The organism is Acidiphilium iwatense, assembly GCF_021556475.1.
Classification (GTDB): Bacteria; Pseudomonadota; Alphaproteobacteria; order Acetobacterales; family Acetobacteraceae; genus Acidiphilium; species Acidiphilium iwatense.
Window position 1 is genome coordinate 1 of sequence record NZ_JAKGBZ010000004.1, and the last position, 14,636, is coordinate 14,636.

General features: G+C 61.6%; 14 protein-coding genes. 6 read left to right on the forward strand and 8 right to left on the reverse strand.

Annotation, left to right across the window (positions count from 1 at the left end):
• Window positions 1–178 precede the first annotated feature (178 nt).
• The 3 genes from L2A60_RS20730 to L2A60_RS03240 all read left to right on the forward strand — a co-directional run bounded on the left by L2A60_RS20730 (window position 179) and on the right by L2A60_RS03240 (window position 6,179).
• Entirely contained in the window at window positions 179–1,459 is a 1,281-nt protein-coding gene (locus tag L2A60_RS20730; RefSeq protein ID WP_235702939.1) for a glycosyltransferase family 4 protein, read from the forward strand.
• A gap of 183 nt (window positions 1,460–1,642) precedes the next feature.
• On the forward strand, window positions 1,643–3,799 hold the full coding sequence (locus L2A60_RS03235; RefSeq protein ID WP_235702940.1) for a class I SAM-dependent methyltransferase: 2,157 nt from the start codon (window positions 1,643–1,645) through the stop codon (window positions 3,797–3,799).
• 1,009 nt (window positions 3,800–4,808) lie between these two features.
• On the forward strand, window positions 4,809–6,179 hold the full coding sequence (locus L2A60_RS03240) for a Hint domain-containing protein (RefSeq protein ID WP_235702941.1): 1,371 nt from the start codon (window positions 4,809–4,811) through the stop codon (window positions 6,177–6,179).
• Window positions 6,180–6,200: 21 nt separating this feature from the next.
• On the opposite strand, the gene L2A60_RS03245 is transcribed toward L2A60_RS03240, so the two are convergent.
• Together L2A60_RS03245 and def are read right to left on the reverse strand one after the other, a co-directional pair.
• Window positions 6,201–6,824, reverse strand: a complete 624-nt coding sequence (locus L2A60_RS03245; protein ID WP_235702942.1) for a COQ9 family protein — start codon at window positions 6,822–6,824, stop codon at window positions 6,201–6,203.
• A gap of 16 nt (window positions 6,825–6,840) precedes the next feature.
• Window positions 6,841–7,401 (reverse strand): peptide deformylase, encoded by a 561-nt coding sequence (gene def / locus L2A60_RS03250; protein WP_235702943.1) that lies wholly within the window; start codon window positions 7,399–7,401, stop codon window positions 6,841–6,843.
• Window positions 7,402–7,707: 306 nt separating this feature from the next.
• On the opposite strand from def, the gene rpsU reads away from it, so the two are divergent.
• From rpsU to L2A60_RS03265, 3 genes are all read left to right on the forward strand, one after another.
• Window positions 7,708–7,911, forward strand: a complete 204-nt coding sequence (rpsU, locus tag L2A60_RS03255) for a 30S ribosomal protein S21 (RefSeq protein WP_007421557.1) — start codon at window positions 7,708–7,710, stop codon at window positions 7,909–7,911.
• 156 nt (window positions 7,912–8,067) lie between these two features.
• Window positions 8,068–8,715: a 2OG-Fe(II) oxygenase gene (locus L2A60_RS03260; protein ID WP_235702944.1), complete on the forward strand. Its 648-nt coding sequence runs from the start codon at window positions 8,068–8,070 to the stop codon at window positions 8,713–8,715.
• Window positions 8,716–8,768: 53 nt separating this feature from the next.
• On the forward strand, window positions 8,769–9,980 hold the full coding sequence (locus tag L2A60_RS03265; protein WP_235702945.1) for an MFS transporter: 1,212 nt from the start codon (window positions 8,769–8,771) through the stop codon (window positions 9,978–9,980).
• On the opposite strand, the gene L2A60_RS03270 is transcribed toward L2A60_RS03265, so the two are convergent.
• The 6 genes from L2A60_RS03270 to L2A60_RS03295 all read right to left on the reverse strand — a co-directional run bounded on the left by L2A60_RS03270 (window position 9,970) and on the right by L2A60_RS03295 (window position 14,614).
• Window positions 9,970–10,398, reverse strand: a complete 429-nt coding sequence (locus tag L2A60_RS03270) for a type II toxin-antitoxin system VapC family toxin (protein ID WP_235702946.1) — start codon at window positions 10,396–10,398, stop codon at window positions 9,970–9,972. The genes L2A60_RS03265 and L2A60_RS03270 overlap by 11 nt on opposite strands.
• Window positions 10,373–10,534: a hypothetical protein gene (locus L2A60_RS03275; RefSeq protein ID WP_235702947.1), complete on the reverse strand. Its 162-nt coding sequence runs from the start codon at window positions 10,532–10,534 to the stop codon at window positions 10,373–10,375. The genes L2A60_RS03270 and L2A60_RS03275 overlap by 26 nt, the downstream gene beginning before the upstream one ends.
• A gap of 32 nt (window positions 10,535–10,566) precedes the next feature.
• A complete protein-coding gene (pnp, locus tag L2A60_RS03280; protein WP_407932512.1) occupies window positions 10,567–12,726 on the reverse strand; it encodes a polyribonucleotide nucleotidyltransferase in 2,160 nt (719 codons plus the stop codon).
• Window positions 12,727–13,070: 344 nt separating this feature from the next.
• Window positions 13,071–13,388, reverse strand: a complete 318-nt coding sequence (locus L2A60_RS03285; protein WP_235702948.1) for a CcdB family protein — start codon at window positions 13,386–13,388, stop codon at window positions 13,071–13,073.
• A gap of 3 nt (window positions 13,389–13,391) precedes the next feature.
• Window positions 13,392–13,637 carry a type II toxin-antitoxin system CcdA family antitoxin gene (locus L2A60_RS03290; protein ID WP_262312174.1) on the reverse strand — a complete coding sequence of 82 codons (246 nt, stop codon included), beginning with the start codon at window positions 13,635–13,637 and terminating at the stop codon, window positions 13,392–13,394.
• 74 nt (window positions 13,638–13,711) lie between these two features.
• Window positions 13,712–14,614 (reverse strand): NAD(P)-dependent oxidoreductase, encoded by a 903-nt coding sequence (locus tag L2A60_RS03295; protein WP_235702950.1) that lies wholly within the window; start codon window positions 14,612–14,614, stop codon window positions 13,712–13,714.
• Between the last annotated feature and the right edge of the window lie 22 nt (window positions 14,615–14,636).

Sequence of the window (14,636 nt, forward strand, 5' to 3'; positions counted from 1 at the left end):
CCACCTCGCAACATCAATGACCACGCTCAGAACAACAATCGCCCGCACCCTCGCCAGAACCCTGCCTAGATGCCCGTGTTGCCAACGACAAATCGAGAATGCTCGATTTATGACACAGTAAGATTACGAGGATGTCGATCTGTGTTTCCGGGTGCGCGCGGCGGGCAGGCGCGTGGTGGTGCAGCCGGCCTCCGAGATCGTGCATCTCGAAGGGGTGAGCAACGGCACCGACACGGCGGGCACCGGGCTGAAGCGCTATCAGGCGGTCAATCACCGGAAATTCTTTCTCCGCTGGAAGGACACGCTGGCCCGGCACCGGATGAACGGCGAGCACCCCGCGCTGGAAGCCGAACGGGATGTTATCCGCCGCGCCTATTTCATCGACGATACGATATTGACGCCGGAGCAGGATGCCGGTTCCAACGGCGCCTTGCAGCATATCCTGGCGCTGCAGCAGCTCGGCTACAAGGTGACGTTCATTCCGTCCGACAACATGGCACGGCTCGACCCGCATACGCGGGCGCTGGAGAAAATCGGCGTCGAATGCCTGTATGCGCCGTATTTCTGGTCGGTCGAGGAGGTTCTGCGGAAGGCGCTGGTGGCGCCGGATCTGGTGTATTTCCATCGGTTTTCCAATGCGTCGAAATACGCCGCGATGGCGCGCGAGAAATTTCCGAAATGCCGGCTGGTGTATAATGTGTGCGATCTGCACTTCCTGCGCGAGGAGCGGGAAGCCGAACTGGCCGACGACGCCGCGCTGCGCGCCAGTGCGGCGACCAAGCGCAAGCGCGAGCTGGCGGCGATGCAACAGGTGGATTGCGTGATCGTCTATTCCACCGCCGAGGCCGAATTGCTGCGGACCATTCTGCCGGAGGTGCCGGTCGAAATCGTCTTCTGGGCGGTCGAATCGCGCCCGACGACGCTGCCATTCGCGCAGCGCGCCGGCTATGCGTTTTTCGGCAGTTACAAGCACCCACCGAACGAGGATGCGGTGCTGCATTTCGCCGACGCGATCATGCCGCTTCTGCCGGAATTACCGGATCAGCGGTTTGCGGTGATCGGCAGCAACATGCCAGAGAGCATCGCCCGGCTGCACGGGCCGGCCATCGACGTGCGCGGCCATGTGCCGGTGCTGGCGGATGCGCTTCACACGCTTCGCTGCACCATAGCACCGCTGCGCTACGGCGCGGGGGTGAAGGGCAAGGTGCTGGAGAGCTTTGCGCACGGGCTGCCTTGTGTCATGAGCGAGATTGCCGCCGAGGGCCTGCCGATCGAGGGCGATCTGGCCTGGCTGGTGGCGCGCTCGCCGGAAGATTTCGCGGCGAAACTCAATCGCGTTCTGACCGATGCGGCGTGGAACGAAAAAATGGCGAGGGCCGGGCTGGCGATGATCGACGAGAAATTCGGTAAGGCGGCGATGGTTAAAGAAATGCAGAAGGCGTTGGAGCAAACGCGGTGATCGTCAATAGTCATAAAATTGATAATGATCTGTGTTCGTTTCTATCGAGCATCGCCAACGAGCAGAACACTGTAGAGTTAATTTCAGTAATATACGCTGAAAACATTACGGAGGCAGAGTTCTGCACGATCAAAAAATTGAAAAATATGATATAAATATTTAACAAGAATTGAGGGCAGATCAATGTCACATAAAGATTTTTACGAAGTTCATTGCGACAATGAAAATCAGTTTAATGAATTAGCTGTTCATGATGATAAATTTCCGTATATAAGAGACTGCATCGCCGATATATATTCCAGGAACGGTGCACCCCAAGAGGCGTTCGGTCGGTGGAATCATTTAGACGTCGTCAAGCATGGAGGATTCGAAATTATATGCCCATTCTCCGGGATCAAGATTGGTTCGAGTGACTCAATTATTTTACCCAATAAAACTACTTTTTTCAGATTTCCGGCTCAGCCCGATATCTTGGCGGCCGTAGCCAATTTAGGACAGGGCTTTCCTATATCATCAATTATTGTATTGTCTGCTCGGATCATCTTTAATTTTGGCGATCCACTATGGGGGGTAAAAATCGCCGACGCAGAGAAAATCTTAGAGATACTTAGCAAGCAAGAATGGGATATAATATCTCGAGAGTCTAAGGACGTTAGAATTGTTGTCGGCGACCCAAATTTTGCGCACTATGCTTGGAATCAACTCGTCGCATTAGAGACGCTAGCTGGAATCATAGATCACTCACGGTCTCTCTCAATCATTTCAACGCATGAGCCACTAGGTCAAACTTCAGACTTATTTCCAGAATTCCAAAATTGGATTCACTCTTATCATGCCGATAGTTTATTGCTGGAGTTAAATAAGCCGGGTTGTACATTCGTACCAGTTGGCGGCTTTCGCGTTACAGAGCGTGTACGAAATCGCTTAATGAATTACGGAAGCAAAAAACTTTCAAGAGAAGGTGTGGATCTTGTTGAGCAGATCCAGGGGAAGTACTGGCCAACAATATGGTTAAGCGTTCGCACTGAGAATAGGACGCCGGTTAATCAGGTTCAATTTTTGACGGTTTTGATCGATCGTTTTTCGCAAAAATATCCACAATGCTGTTTCATTATTGACGGCTATTCACTCCAAGACGACTTCCCAATCAATCCATCATATGACAGATATGCGGCGAACAAAATAATTATGTCCGATAAGTTGGCATATGAAGAAATTAATAGGTCTGTTATATTAAATAAAATGCTATCTGATAGGCAAAAAATATTTTCCGCCATAGGAGAAAATGTACTTTATTCTTTAAAAATTTCCAGTGTTGTTGATTTTTATTGCTGTCATCACGGTACAATACAGCATAAAATTGGCTGGTTTTCAAATAAACCAGGAGTTATACATTGTAATTCAGAAATTTTGCAACGAAACCCTGCTGAATGGGTTGCAAATCAAGCGGAAGGAAGCGTTTTTCCGTCATATTGCCTTGAAGAGTTTATTAAAGACGTTGATATAAATAATGAAAATTTATCAGAGGAACAGATTGATTTAGCCCACGGCTTATATTGGATTGCTGATATTCCTAAAATGGTAGATTTCGTTTTAGACAAATTTGATGAAACTCTCCTTTCTGTTGAAGATCATAAAGGATTACATTACACAGATTTATTGACGTTGTTTCACAGAAAATTGAATCCTCGATCTTATCTTGAAATAGGGGTCCAAAAAGGTGTAACATTTTCACTTTCGCAGGCCAGATCGATTGGCGTTGATCTTGAGTTTCAAATTAACGCAGACAGCATTGTGGGAGAAAAGCCTAGCGCGCTCCTGTTCCAGACCACTAGTGACGAGTTTTTTGATAATTATAGGGTTGATGCGCTTTTAGGTGTGCCATTAGATATGGCATTTCTTGATGGGATGCATCATTTTGAATATTTACTTAGAGATTTTATTAATGTAGAGAAATTTTGCCGTCCGAGTTCTGTGATTCTGATGCATGATTGTCTTCCAGTTGAAGTTCCGATGGCTGATCGTGCACCAGGGTTGCCATCGATCCGGGAAAGCCGGAGCGGCGCGTGGACGGGAGATGTCTGGAAAGTTTTTTTGATTCTAAAAAAATATCGACCAGACCTAAAAATAGTTGCATATGATGCGCCCCCGACAGGTTTGATTGTTGTTACCAATTTATCACCAAATTCAATAATTTTAAAACAGAATTATTCAAAAATTATAGAAGAAATGTCGGGGTTGGATTTAAAGGAATTCGGTTTGTCGAGACTTTTTGCTGAATGTGATGTTCAGTCAACCTCTGTTCTTGAGAATGAATGGCCATTTGACTTGATGCTTTAGAAAATACTTAACTCAAATCCCGGCGTGTTTAGGAGCAACCAAGTCACGCGGCCCAATGGTGAAGGGTGGCGGCGTGACCGGATCGACCTCCCGCGGCAACCGCCCGGACATGGACCGTCGCCAGAACGCTGCATCCGGTAAATTTGAATAAGGATTGGACACCGATTTGGATTAGGGGACAGGCGCCTCGCCCGTCAAGAACCGAATGATCCGGGCCAGGGCGGTCGCTGATCGCGGCGAGCATGGATCGCTTCGTCGCGTTGCTTCTCGCGATGACGGCAATGATGCGGCATTTCTGAATTGTTTCGTCGGCGGAGTCTCCTCGCGTTCAAGGTCGGGTTCCGCGTGATGACGGTCGGCTGGATCGTCGAGCCTCATCCGCCGATGACGATGGTGTCAGAGACTCAACCGCCGTAGCCTGCGACTCACGCCTGACGCCAACGCGTCATTGCGACGCCGGGCGTCACACGAAGGCATGCATTCGCACGACGCGCGGCGGAAGCAATCCATTTTTCCGTGCATAACACTGCAATAAAATGGATTGCCTCCGCGCCGTTCCAACAATCCCTTGAATTGCCGGAACCTTTCGACGCTCCGCCGCGCCGGCTCGCAATGACGGGGTGATGGGTCATTGTCCAGGGCGGCCGGTATCATACTCCATGGACCAAAAATGTTACTAAAATCTAAAAATTGAGTGACATTTCTGAAAACGGACGTTAAACGAGACGGTAACCGTCCGAAAGCCAGACACGCCCATGAGCACCATCACTCTCACGGTCTCCGGCTCGCTCCCGTCCCTCGCCAGCGGCGAAGACGTTGTCGTCACCGGGTCCGGCGTCGTTGTCACCGCGACGAACGGCACGCTCGGCGGCAACAACGTGGTGACCGCGCAGGACGGCGCCACCTTCCTCGATAACGAATCCGGCAGCCTGCTGCTCGCAGCGAAACCTTCGTCGCCGGGCCGGGCGGCACGCTCGCCTTCGGCGCCAATGCGAGCGCCGGGGCGCTGTTGTCGGCGGACACATTCGAATTTTCCGGCACCGGCAGCACCATCCTGTTCGAAAGCGGGGCGAATGCCGGCCTGCTCGCCGACGTATCGGGTTACGCGGTCGGCGACGATTTCGTGTTTTTCGGCGACGGCACGGCGGGAAGCGTTGCCATCGTACAGAATCCGGGGATTCTGGGGCTCGGGGCGAGCACCGCCATCGAATTCGTCAACGCCACCGGCGGCACCTTCGCCAGCTATACGCTTGCCGCCGTCAACTGCTCCCTCACCGCCGCCGATTTCTCGGTAACGCGCGACCCGACCGGAACCGGCATGGAGGTCGCCTATATCGCCTGCTATTGCCGGGGCACCAGAATCGCCACGGATGGCGGTGAGCGGCCGGTGGAAGATCTCGCCATCGGCGATCGCGTCGTCACAAGCGGCGGGGGGCTGCGGCCGATACGCTGGATCGGGTATCGCGCCTACGCCGCCCCGTTCATCGCCGGCCAGGCGCATCTTCTGCCGATCCGCATCGCCGCCGGTGCGCTGGATGACAATGTTCCGGCGCGCGACCTGATGGTCTCGCCCGAACACGGCATCTATCTCGACGGCGTGCTGATCCCGGCGCGGCACCTGATCAACGGCGAGTCGGTCCGGCAGGAGGACGCGCGCGATCTCATCGAGTATTATCATGTCGAACTCGACAGCCACGGCGTGCTGCTGGCCGAGGGGGCTTCGGCGGAATCCTACGTCGATGACGGCAATCGCGCCATGTTCCAGAACGCGGCTTCGTATCGGGCCGCGCGTGGCGATGATGCGGCGATTCCCGCCGCCTATTGCGCCGAGCGGCTGACGCGCGGGGACCGGTTCGAGGCAATTCGCGAGCGGATCGACCGGCGGGCCGGGTTGCGCGGGCGGTTCAGCGACGATCCCGATCTGCATCTGCTCGCGGACGGGGTTGTGGTGCGCCCGAGCGAGGCGGACGGCGAGCGGTACCGGTTCGACCTGGACAAGCCGGCAAGGACCCTGATCGTGAAATCGCGCATCGGGGTGACGGAGGGCGATGATGCGCGGATCCTCGGCGTCGCGATCAGCGCAATGCAGTGCGACGGCGCGGCGGTCGATCTCGCGCAACTCGCGGCGCCGGGATGGCATGGCGCCGGGGGCGATTCCGCAAGACGCTGGCGCTGGACCGATGGCGCGGCCCATCTGCCGCCGGGCGAAGTAGCCAAAAGTTCCTGCAATCTGCGGAATTGCAGGAATGGCTACGAAGGGGGAGCGCGGCGGATCGACATCACCGTATGCGGGCGATTGCGGTATCGCGAGATTATCGCCGAGGCGCCGCCCGGCCGCGTCGCGACATCCTGGCGGCAGCCGATGCCGACCGCGCGATGACGGGCAGGACAGCGCGAACAATCAGGCCGAGGCGCCGCCGAATTTCGGGATGACGGCTTCGATCCGCTTGCGCGCCTTGCCGATCCGGGCGACGTCGGCGAGCCTTCGATCGAGAAAGGCGATGGTTTCGGCATCGTCGTCCGAGGTGTCCCGCAGCCAGAACAGCAGCGTGCTCGTATAGACCCCGGCGAGCAGCGCGCGCTTGGTGTACCATGAAAAATCCGCCGATCGGTCGCCCGCCGCGTGCCAGATCGCATCCACCGTGCGCGCGGTGATCCGCGCGGCGAGCCGTGCATGGCCCGGCACAGCGAGCACCGCCAGCGCCCGGCGCAGCGCCTCGCGATGCGGGCGGTTATGCTCAAGGCGCAGCGAAACGATCGCCCGCACCCGCGCGGGCGTGCGATAGGCGGCGAGATCGGCCGCGCGCGCGGCCGCCACCATGTCCCGGTCGGCGAGCTCGGACCAGGCTTCGATCATCTCGGGCGCACCGCCGGGAAACAGCAGCACCGCATCCGCCGGGTCGCGGCCATTCGCAAGCAATGCGCGCCGTAAGGCGCGCGTCGTCCATCCGTCGAACGGCACGTCCACGAGCAAGGCGCGGATCACCGCATCGTCCTCGTGGTGCGTCGGATCGGTCCCGGTCATCGCCCCTGCTCCCTCATCACATCGCCCGCTCGGCGCCGAACGCGAGAATGTCGTCGCGGTACCGCGCGATTTCCTCGTTGAACCCGATCATACGCGGATCGTCCATCCGGGCCAGATAGAGAATGCCGTCGAGATGGTCCGCCTCGTGCTGGATCACCCGCGCGTGAAACCCCGAAGCCGCGCGGGTGAACGCCGCACCCGCGGCATCCCGGCCGCGCAGGGTAATCCGCGCGGCGCGGGGAATCCGGGCGGTCAGGCCGGGGATCGACAGGCAGCCCTCCCAGTCGGCGACCATGGGGCCGTCATGCAAAGTGAGCTCCGGGTTGATCACCGCCGAAAGGCCGCGCGGCGCATCGTCCTCGGCGCCGCTGCTCCGGCGTTCGGGCACCCGGTAGATGAACAGGCGGAGCGGCACGTGAACCTGAGGTGCCGCCAGCCCGACGCCGCCGGCATCGTCCAGGGTTTCCGCCATGTCCGCGAGCAGGCGGGCGATTTCGGGCGCGGTCGGGTCGTCGACCGCCTCGGCGCGCGCGAGCAGGACGGGATGGCCCAGCCGGGCCAGTTTCAGAATCGCCATGGACCGAACATGGCGCGAAACCCGGCTTTCGCAAACAGGCGTTTGGCGGGGATGACGGCCCATTGCCCACCCTGCCGTTACCCGGCATTTTCGCCGGTCACGGTTTCAAGGAGGCACGATGCCGGATCTGTTGATTTTGCCGGGCCCTCGGCAATGCGGAAAAAAGGGGTTTGGCAAAGCCTGGATTTTTGCTATAGGGCGGCAAGCGCACCGATTCCAACCCGGTGATCGAGCCCGCTGCGTCTTGCCTGACGCGGCGTTTTCTTGTTTATCGTAACGCCTTAACCCGATGGAGTGTCAGGCCAAGTGCAAGTTCTCGTTCGCGACAACAATGTCGATCAGGCGCTGAAGGCGCTCAAGAAGAAGCTTCAGCGTGAAGGCGTGTTCCGCGAGATGAAGTTGCGCCGCCACTACGAAAAACCCTCCGAGCGCCGCGCCCGCGAAGCCGCCGAGGCGGTTCGCCGCGCCCGCAAGATGGAGCGCAAGCGGATCGAGCGCGAAGGATTCTGAGGCCGGTCTATCTATGCGTTCGTCGAATTCGATGAACGCATCATTTGATCGGGGTCGAGATAAGGCGCGGGGCCGTTCCGCGCCTTTTGGCTGTCAGACGGGCGGTTTTCCTTATCCCGGCGAATCCTGTATGAGCCTGAGCGTGGAGACCCGCACATGACCCCTCCTGCCGATTCCGTTCTCGATTTCGCCGGCCTGGACGCGACGCCGGTTTCGGCCGATCCCTTCCCGCATCTGCTGTTGCGCAATTTCGTCCGCCCTGATCGCCTCGCCGATGTGGTGGCGAGCCTGCCGCCGCTCGGCAGCCGGGGCAGTTTCCCGGTCGAATCGGTGCGTCTCGGCCCCCCGGCAGCGCAACTGATGCGCGAAATGCAGGGTACGGCGCTGCGCGCGGCGATCGCCGCGAAATTCGGGCTCGACCTGTCGGACGCGCCGGTGATGGTGACGCTGCGTGGCCAGACCGGCGAGCGCGACGGCCAGATCCATTGCGATTCGGCGGCCAAGCGGGTCACGGTTCTGCTCTATCTCAACCCGGCGAGCGCCGCCTGGGCGCGGCAGGAAGGGTGTCTGCGCCTGCTGCGTGGGCCGAACGACCTTGAGGATTACGTCGTGGAGGTTCCGCCGGTGGACGGCACGCTGCTGGTTTTCCCGAACGGGCCGACGACCTGGCACGGCCATCGGCAATTCGTCGGGCGGCGCTACACGGTGCAGCTCAACTACATGACCACCGATGCCAAGGCGAAATACGAAATGCGCCGGCACCGGGTTTCGGCAATCGTCAAGCGGCTGCTGCCGGCGGCCTGATACGCGTTTGCCTGCGGTTCGGTTTCGCCGGAATCGCGGGTAGAGTTGATATCATGAGGGATGCGCCAGAGCTCGGCACCGCGAAGGCGCCGCACCACCGGGTGCGTGGCGTGCTGCTGCTCGCCGGGATTCTGCTGATCGCCGCCAATCTGCGCCCGGCGATCGCCTCGGTCTCGCCGCTGCTGGTGCCGATCGGGGCGGCGCTCGGGTTCGGCGCGTTCGGGCTGACCGCGCTGGCGACAATTCCGGTGGTGTGTTTCGCCGCCCTGGCCCCAGCGAGCCTGCCGCTGCAGCGGCGGCTCGGGCTGGAACCGGCGATGCTGATCGCGCTTTCGGTGCTGCTCGCGGGGCTGCTGCTCCGGCTGTTCGACGCGGCGCTGCCGCTGTTTCTCGGCACCGCCCTTGCCGGTTCGGCGATCGCGATCGGCAACGTGCTGCTGCCCGCCATCGTCAAGCGCGATTTTCCCGGCCGGATCGGGCTGGTCACCGGGCTCTACACTACCATGCTGAACGGGGCTGCGGCGGTCGCCGCGGCGATCAGCGTGCCGTTGGCCGATGCGAGCGGGCTGGGATGGCGCGCCGCGCTCGGGTTCTGGGCGATCCCGGCACTGGCGGCGCTCATGCTGTGGCTGCCACAGCTTCGCCATGGCGTCCATCGCGCGACCCTGCCGCGCATTCCCGGCGGCTTCATCCGGCTCGCGCGGATGAAACGCGCCTGGGCGGTGGCGATGTTCATGGGGCTGCAATCGCTCGGCTATTACGCCGTGCTGTCCTGGCTGCCGGCGATTCTGCATTCGGTCGGCATCGCGCCGGCCCGCGCCGGGCTGATGCTGTCGATGACCACGGTGGTCGCGATTCCGGTCGCGCTGATCACGCCGGGACTGGCTACGCGCGGCCGCGACCAGCGCGCGCTGCTGGCGCTGGTGCTCGGCGTCACCGCGATCGGCTATCTCGGGCTCGATATCGCGCCTGGCGCGGCGCCGTGGCTGTGGGTGGTGATCATCGGGATCGGCCAGGGGGCGAGTTTTCCGCTCGCCCTCACCCTCATCGTGCTGCGCGCCGGCGGGGTGGTCGAGGCGATGAGCGTTTCGGCGTTTTCCCAGGCGATCGGCTATGCGGTGTCGATCGCCGGGCCGCTCGGCATGGGCGCGATCCATGCCGCGACCGGGGCGTGGTGGCCGGCGACGGCGTTCCTGACCGCGACGCTGATCCCCGCCCTGCTGTTCGGCCTCGCCGCCGCGCGGTCGGAGACGATCAGGCTGTAACGGCAACGCCGAGGGCGAGGGCGGCTTCGGTCATTTTGCGGTCGAAGGTGGCGATGGTGGCGCCGATCCGGTCGGCGATGGCGATGTGCAACGCGTCGCCGGTGCGGAGCGGGGTGTCGAGCCGGCGGATGGCGGCAGCGGCGGCGATCAAGTCGGCCGGGGCGGTTTCGATGCGGGTGGCGATTCGGACGGTCCACGAGTCGAAGGCGGCGAGGGCCGCTTGGGCGGCGTCGGGTTCGAGCAATTTCATGCGGCAGCGTTGCGCAACCGCGGACCCGAATTCGAGTTTGGCAAAGTCGCTGACCAGGAGTTCGGCATCCGCGCCGTTCAAGAATTGGATCGCCCGTTCGTTCAGGTCGTCCTGGACGAAAAAACTGACGAGGATGTTGGTATCAAGATAGAGGGGCAAGGCGCTCATCACTCTCGTCGCGCAGTGCTCTGACGAGGGCGACGGCGTCCGGGCCGGGCAGGCATGGAACGCGGTGGCGGATCAGCCAGTCGATATCGGCCTGGGTGATGCGGCGGGGTGGCGGGGTGACGGGTTTGAGCGTCACCACCGGGACGCCGTGGCGGGGTTGGAGCAAAATTACTCGGCGGCGGCTTCGTCGCGCGGGCGCGCGCCTTTCGGGCCGACCTGATCGGAAATGTCCGCGCCGGTCGCCTGATCGACCACCCGCATCGACAATTTCACCTTGCCGCGATCGTCGAGACCGATCATCTTGACCTTCACGACATCGCCCACCTTCACGACATCGCCGGTGCGGGCGACGCGGCCCTGGGCGAGTTCGCTGATATGGACGAGGCCGTCGCGCGCGCCCATGAAGTTCACGAAAGCGCCGAAATCGGCGATCTTCACCACCTTGCCGGTGTAGATCGCGCCCACTTCCGGCTCGGAGGTGATGCCGCGAATCCGGTCGATCGCCTTCTGTGCCTGTTCGTCGGAGGTCGCGGCGATCTTGATCGTGCCGTCATCCTCGATATCGATCTTGCAGCCGGTCTGTTCGACGATCTCGCGGATCACTTTTCCGCCGGTGCCGATCACGTCCCGGATCTTGTCCTTCGGCACGGCGATCACGGTGATGCGCGGCGCGTTGGCCGAGACATCCGCCCGCGCGCCCTGCAGCGCCTTGGCCATCTCTCCAAGGATGTGCAGCCGCCCGTCGCGCGCCTGATCGAGCGCGATTTTCATGATCTCCGGCGTGATCGAGGTGATCTTGATGTCCATCTGCAGGGAGGTGACGCCCGCCTCGGTGCCGGCGACCTTGAAATCCATGTCGCCGAGATGATCCTCGTCGCCGAGAATGTCGGAGAGCACCGCGAAGCCGCGATCTTCCTTGATCAGCCCCATGGCGATGCCCGCGACCGGCCGGGTGAGCGGCACGCCCGCATCCATTAATGCGAGCGAGGTGCCGCAGACCGTCGCCATCGAGGACGATCCGTTGCTCTCGGTGATCTCGGAGACCACGCGCAGCGTATAGGGGAACTTGTCCTTGCCGGGGAGCAGCGGGTGGATCGCCCGCCAGGCGAGCTTGCCGTGGCCGACTTCGCGGCGGCCGGGGCTGCCCATGCGGCCGGTCTCGCCCACCGAGAAGGGCGGGAAATTGTAGTGGAGCATGAAATGCTCGCGATATTCGCCCTCGATCGCGTCGATCAACTGCTCGTCCTGCGCGGTGCCGAGGGTGGCAATCACCACCGCCTGGGTTTCGCCCCTGGTGAACAGGGCGCTGCCATGGGTGCGCGGCAGGACGCCGACTTCGGCGAGAATCGGGCGAACGGTCCTGGTGTCGCGCCCGTCGATGCGGATGCCGTGATCGAGGATGGCGTTACGGACGATGTCGGCTTCGAGATCCTTGAAGAAATTCTTGGCCCTGTCCGCCGCGAGACCTTCCTCGGTCAGTTTGGCGATGGCTTCCGCCTTGACCGCGCCGAGCTTCTCGTGGCGGGCGGTTTTCTCGCGCTCGGCATAGGCGGCGCGAATCCCCTCGCGGGACAGCGCATCGACCCTTGTTGCGAGGGTTTTTTCCTCGTCGCTCTGCTCGGTGAGCGCCCAGGGCTCTTTCGCCGCGTGCTCGGCGAGTTCGACGATCGCCTGGATCACCGGCTGGAACGCCGTGTGGCCGAAGGTGACGGCGCCCAGCATGATATCTTCGGAGAGTTCGTGCGCCTCGGACTCCACCATCAGCACGCCCTCGGCGGTGCCGGCGACCACGAGGTCGAGCTTGCTGTCCTTTATTTCGGCGGAGGTTGGGTTGAGCACGTAATTGCCGTCGAGATAGCCGACGCGCGCCGCCGCAACCGGACCGAAGAACGGAATGCCGGACAGCGTGAGCGCGGCGGAGGCGGCGACCAGGGCGACGATATCCGGCTCGTTTTCCAGATCATGGCTGAGCACGGTGACGATGACCTGCACCTCGTTGCGGAACCCGTGCGGGAAGAGCGGGCGGATCGGCCGGTCGATCAGGCGCGAAGTCAGGGTTTCGCGGTCGGTCGGCCGTCCCTCGCGCTTGAAGAACCCGCCGGGAATCCGGCCGGCGGCGTAGAATTTTTCCTGGTAGTTCACCGTGAGCGGGAAGAAATCCTGCCCCGGCTTGGCCGATTTGGCGCCCACGGCGGTGGCCAGCACCACGGTATCGCCATAGGAGGCGACGACGGCGCCGTCGGCTTGGCGGGCGACCTTGCCGGTTTCGAGAATGAGCTTGCGCCCGCCCCAGTCGAGTTCCTTGCGGAAATATTTGTCGAACATCATGCAGTCCTTAAACACGGGATCGGACCGGCCGGGTTCGGTGTGCGCGATGCGGGAGACGGCGTCTCGGGCGGCATGGGTCGGGCTGTGGGAGACGAAACTCGTCACAGCCACGGGCCATGTGGCCGGAAACGCCGGGCAAATCCCGGCTTTGCGCGCAACCGACGGACCTGGGACCGTTCCGATCGCTCCGGGAGACCATCCCCCGGTTCAGCCGCGCCATCCCGGCGCGTCGTGGGGTGATAGCGGAAAACCAGCGCCTCCGCTACTCCGGCTTGGAAATGGGAGAGTCGCGGTTTGAGATGGATCGCTTCGCTCCGCTCGCGATGACGATCAGGCAAGGTCGATCACGCCGTGCTCAGAAACTCGTCCATGACGCGGATCAGCTTGGTGCGCGACTCGTCATCGGCAAGCGATGCAGCCGGCGGGCCGAGGCGATCGGCCGGTATCGTGGCGAGATTGAAGACATCCAGAACCACGGCGGTTCCATCGACGATGAATCGCGGAGCCAGATAATGCGCCTCGACGGGCGCGGCCGATTGGCGAACCAGGGGCGCGACAAAGCGTGTCGCGCTGCGGCTGAGACGGTCGGTTTGCAGGACGACGACATACGGGATCGCTTCCCTCTGGCGCCCCGGATTATGGTGAACGTCGAATTGCGCCACGGGTCAGAGGGCGGAAAATTCGTCGCTCAGCAGGCCGTGGCTGTGGTGGAAAGCGTTGAGACCGTCGATCACGCGGTCGATCGCCGCGTCTTCGTCGCGGCGGCGCAACGCTTCCCGGTCGACGAACTCGCCGAGCAGGGTTTCGACCGTCGCGCTCAGATTTTTCGTATAGGATCGCGCCCGATGAACCAGGTTTTCGTTCATGCTGAGATTGATGGGCCGTTTGCGGGCGTTGCGATCATACCCCATCGATTTGTCCTGCGCACGTTATGCGCATGAATATGGCTGAAGGACCGAAATCGTGCAAGAGTTCCATCGAAAGCTCAGGCGCGCAGGTTGAACGCAGTGAGGGCGGCGAGATCGCGGTCGCCCCAGCCCTCGCGCGTCGCATCATGCGCGAGGCGGCGCACCGCCTCGGTCACCGGCAGGTTGAAGCCCAGCTTGCGGCCGGCTTCGTCGATCAGGCGCAGATCCTTCTCGACCGCTTCGAGCGAGAAGCCGACGGTGTTGGCGCGGCGTCCCTGCATTTCCGCGAGGATCGCTTCCGCGCGCAGTCCGATGGCCGGCGCGCCGCCGGGGCTGCCCGCGATGATCGAGACCAGCCTTTTCTGGTCGATTCCGAAATCACGGGTCAGCAAAGCCGCCTCGCCCAGCGCCTGGAACGCGACGAGGAGCGGCAGGTTGATCGCGAGCTTCATCGCCGCGGCCGCTTGCGGCGTGTCGAAGCGCTCGATGCGCTCGCACAGCTCATCGAGAACAGGCTGGACGCGGCCGATCGCGGCGGGATCGCCGCCGGCGAGACCGAGCAGCTTGCCGGACCGCGCCGGGCCGACCGTGCCGCCGACCGGACAGGCGACGAAGAAGCCGCCGGCGCCGATGACGGCGTCGGCATTGGCCTGCATGTCGGCGGGCTTCAGCGTGCTCATATCGACGACGGTTTTGCGCTCCAGCCCGACGGCGAGAATGCCGGCATCGCCACGATAGACCGTCTCCGCGGCGTCCTCATCGAGCAGCGAGACGAGGATGGTATCGGCACCGGCGACGACATCGGCGGGGCTGGCCTTGACGGCGAGGCCGCCGATCGCGGCGGCGCGCTCGATGGTCCGGTTCCAGCCGCCGACCGCGTGGCCGCGCTCGATCAGCCGTGCGGCCATCGCCGCCCCCATCCGTCCCAATCCGATCATGCCGATCCGCAAAACCATCGTGCCGTCCTCTTTGTTGCGCACTTGGGATATGGCGCGGCGCGGG

Bases quoted from the DNA above. Each gene is read 5' to 3' on its own strand.
- L2A60_RS03270 (WP_235702946.1), bottom strand. From the start codon at position 10,398: ATGAGCGCCTTGCCCCTCTATCTTGATACCAACATCCTCGTCAGTTTT.
- def (WP_235702943.1), bottom strand. From the start codon at position 7,401: ATGGCGATTCTGAAACTGGCCCGGCTGGGCCATCCCGTCCTGCTCGCG.
- L2A60_RS03260 (WP_235702944.1), top strand. From the start codon at position 8,068: ATGACCCCTCCTGCCGATTCCGTTCTCGATTTCGCCGGCCTGGACGCG.
- L2A60_RS03235 (WP_235702940.1), top strand. From the start codon at position 1,643: ATGTCACATAAAGATTTTTACGAAGTTCATTGCGACAATGAAAATCAG.
- L2A60_RS03290 (WP_262312174.1), bottom strand. From the start codon at position 13,637: ATGGGGTATGATCGCAACGCCCGCAAACGGCCCATCAATCTCAGCATG.
- L2A60_RS03245 (WP_235702942.1), bottom strand. From the start codon at position 6,824: ATGACCGGGACCGATCCGACGCACCACGAGGACGATGCGGTGATCCGC.
- L2A60_RS03265 (WP_235702945.1), top strand. From the start codon at position 8,769: ATGAGGGATGCGCCAGAGCTCGGCACCGCGAAGGCGCCGCACCACCGG.
- pnp (WP_407932512.1), bottom strand. From the start codon at position 12,726: ATGATGTTCGACAAATATTTCCGCAAGGAACTCGACTGGGGCGGGCGC.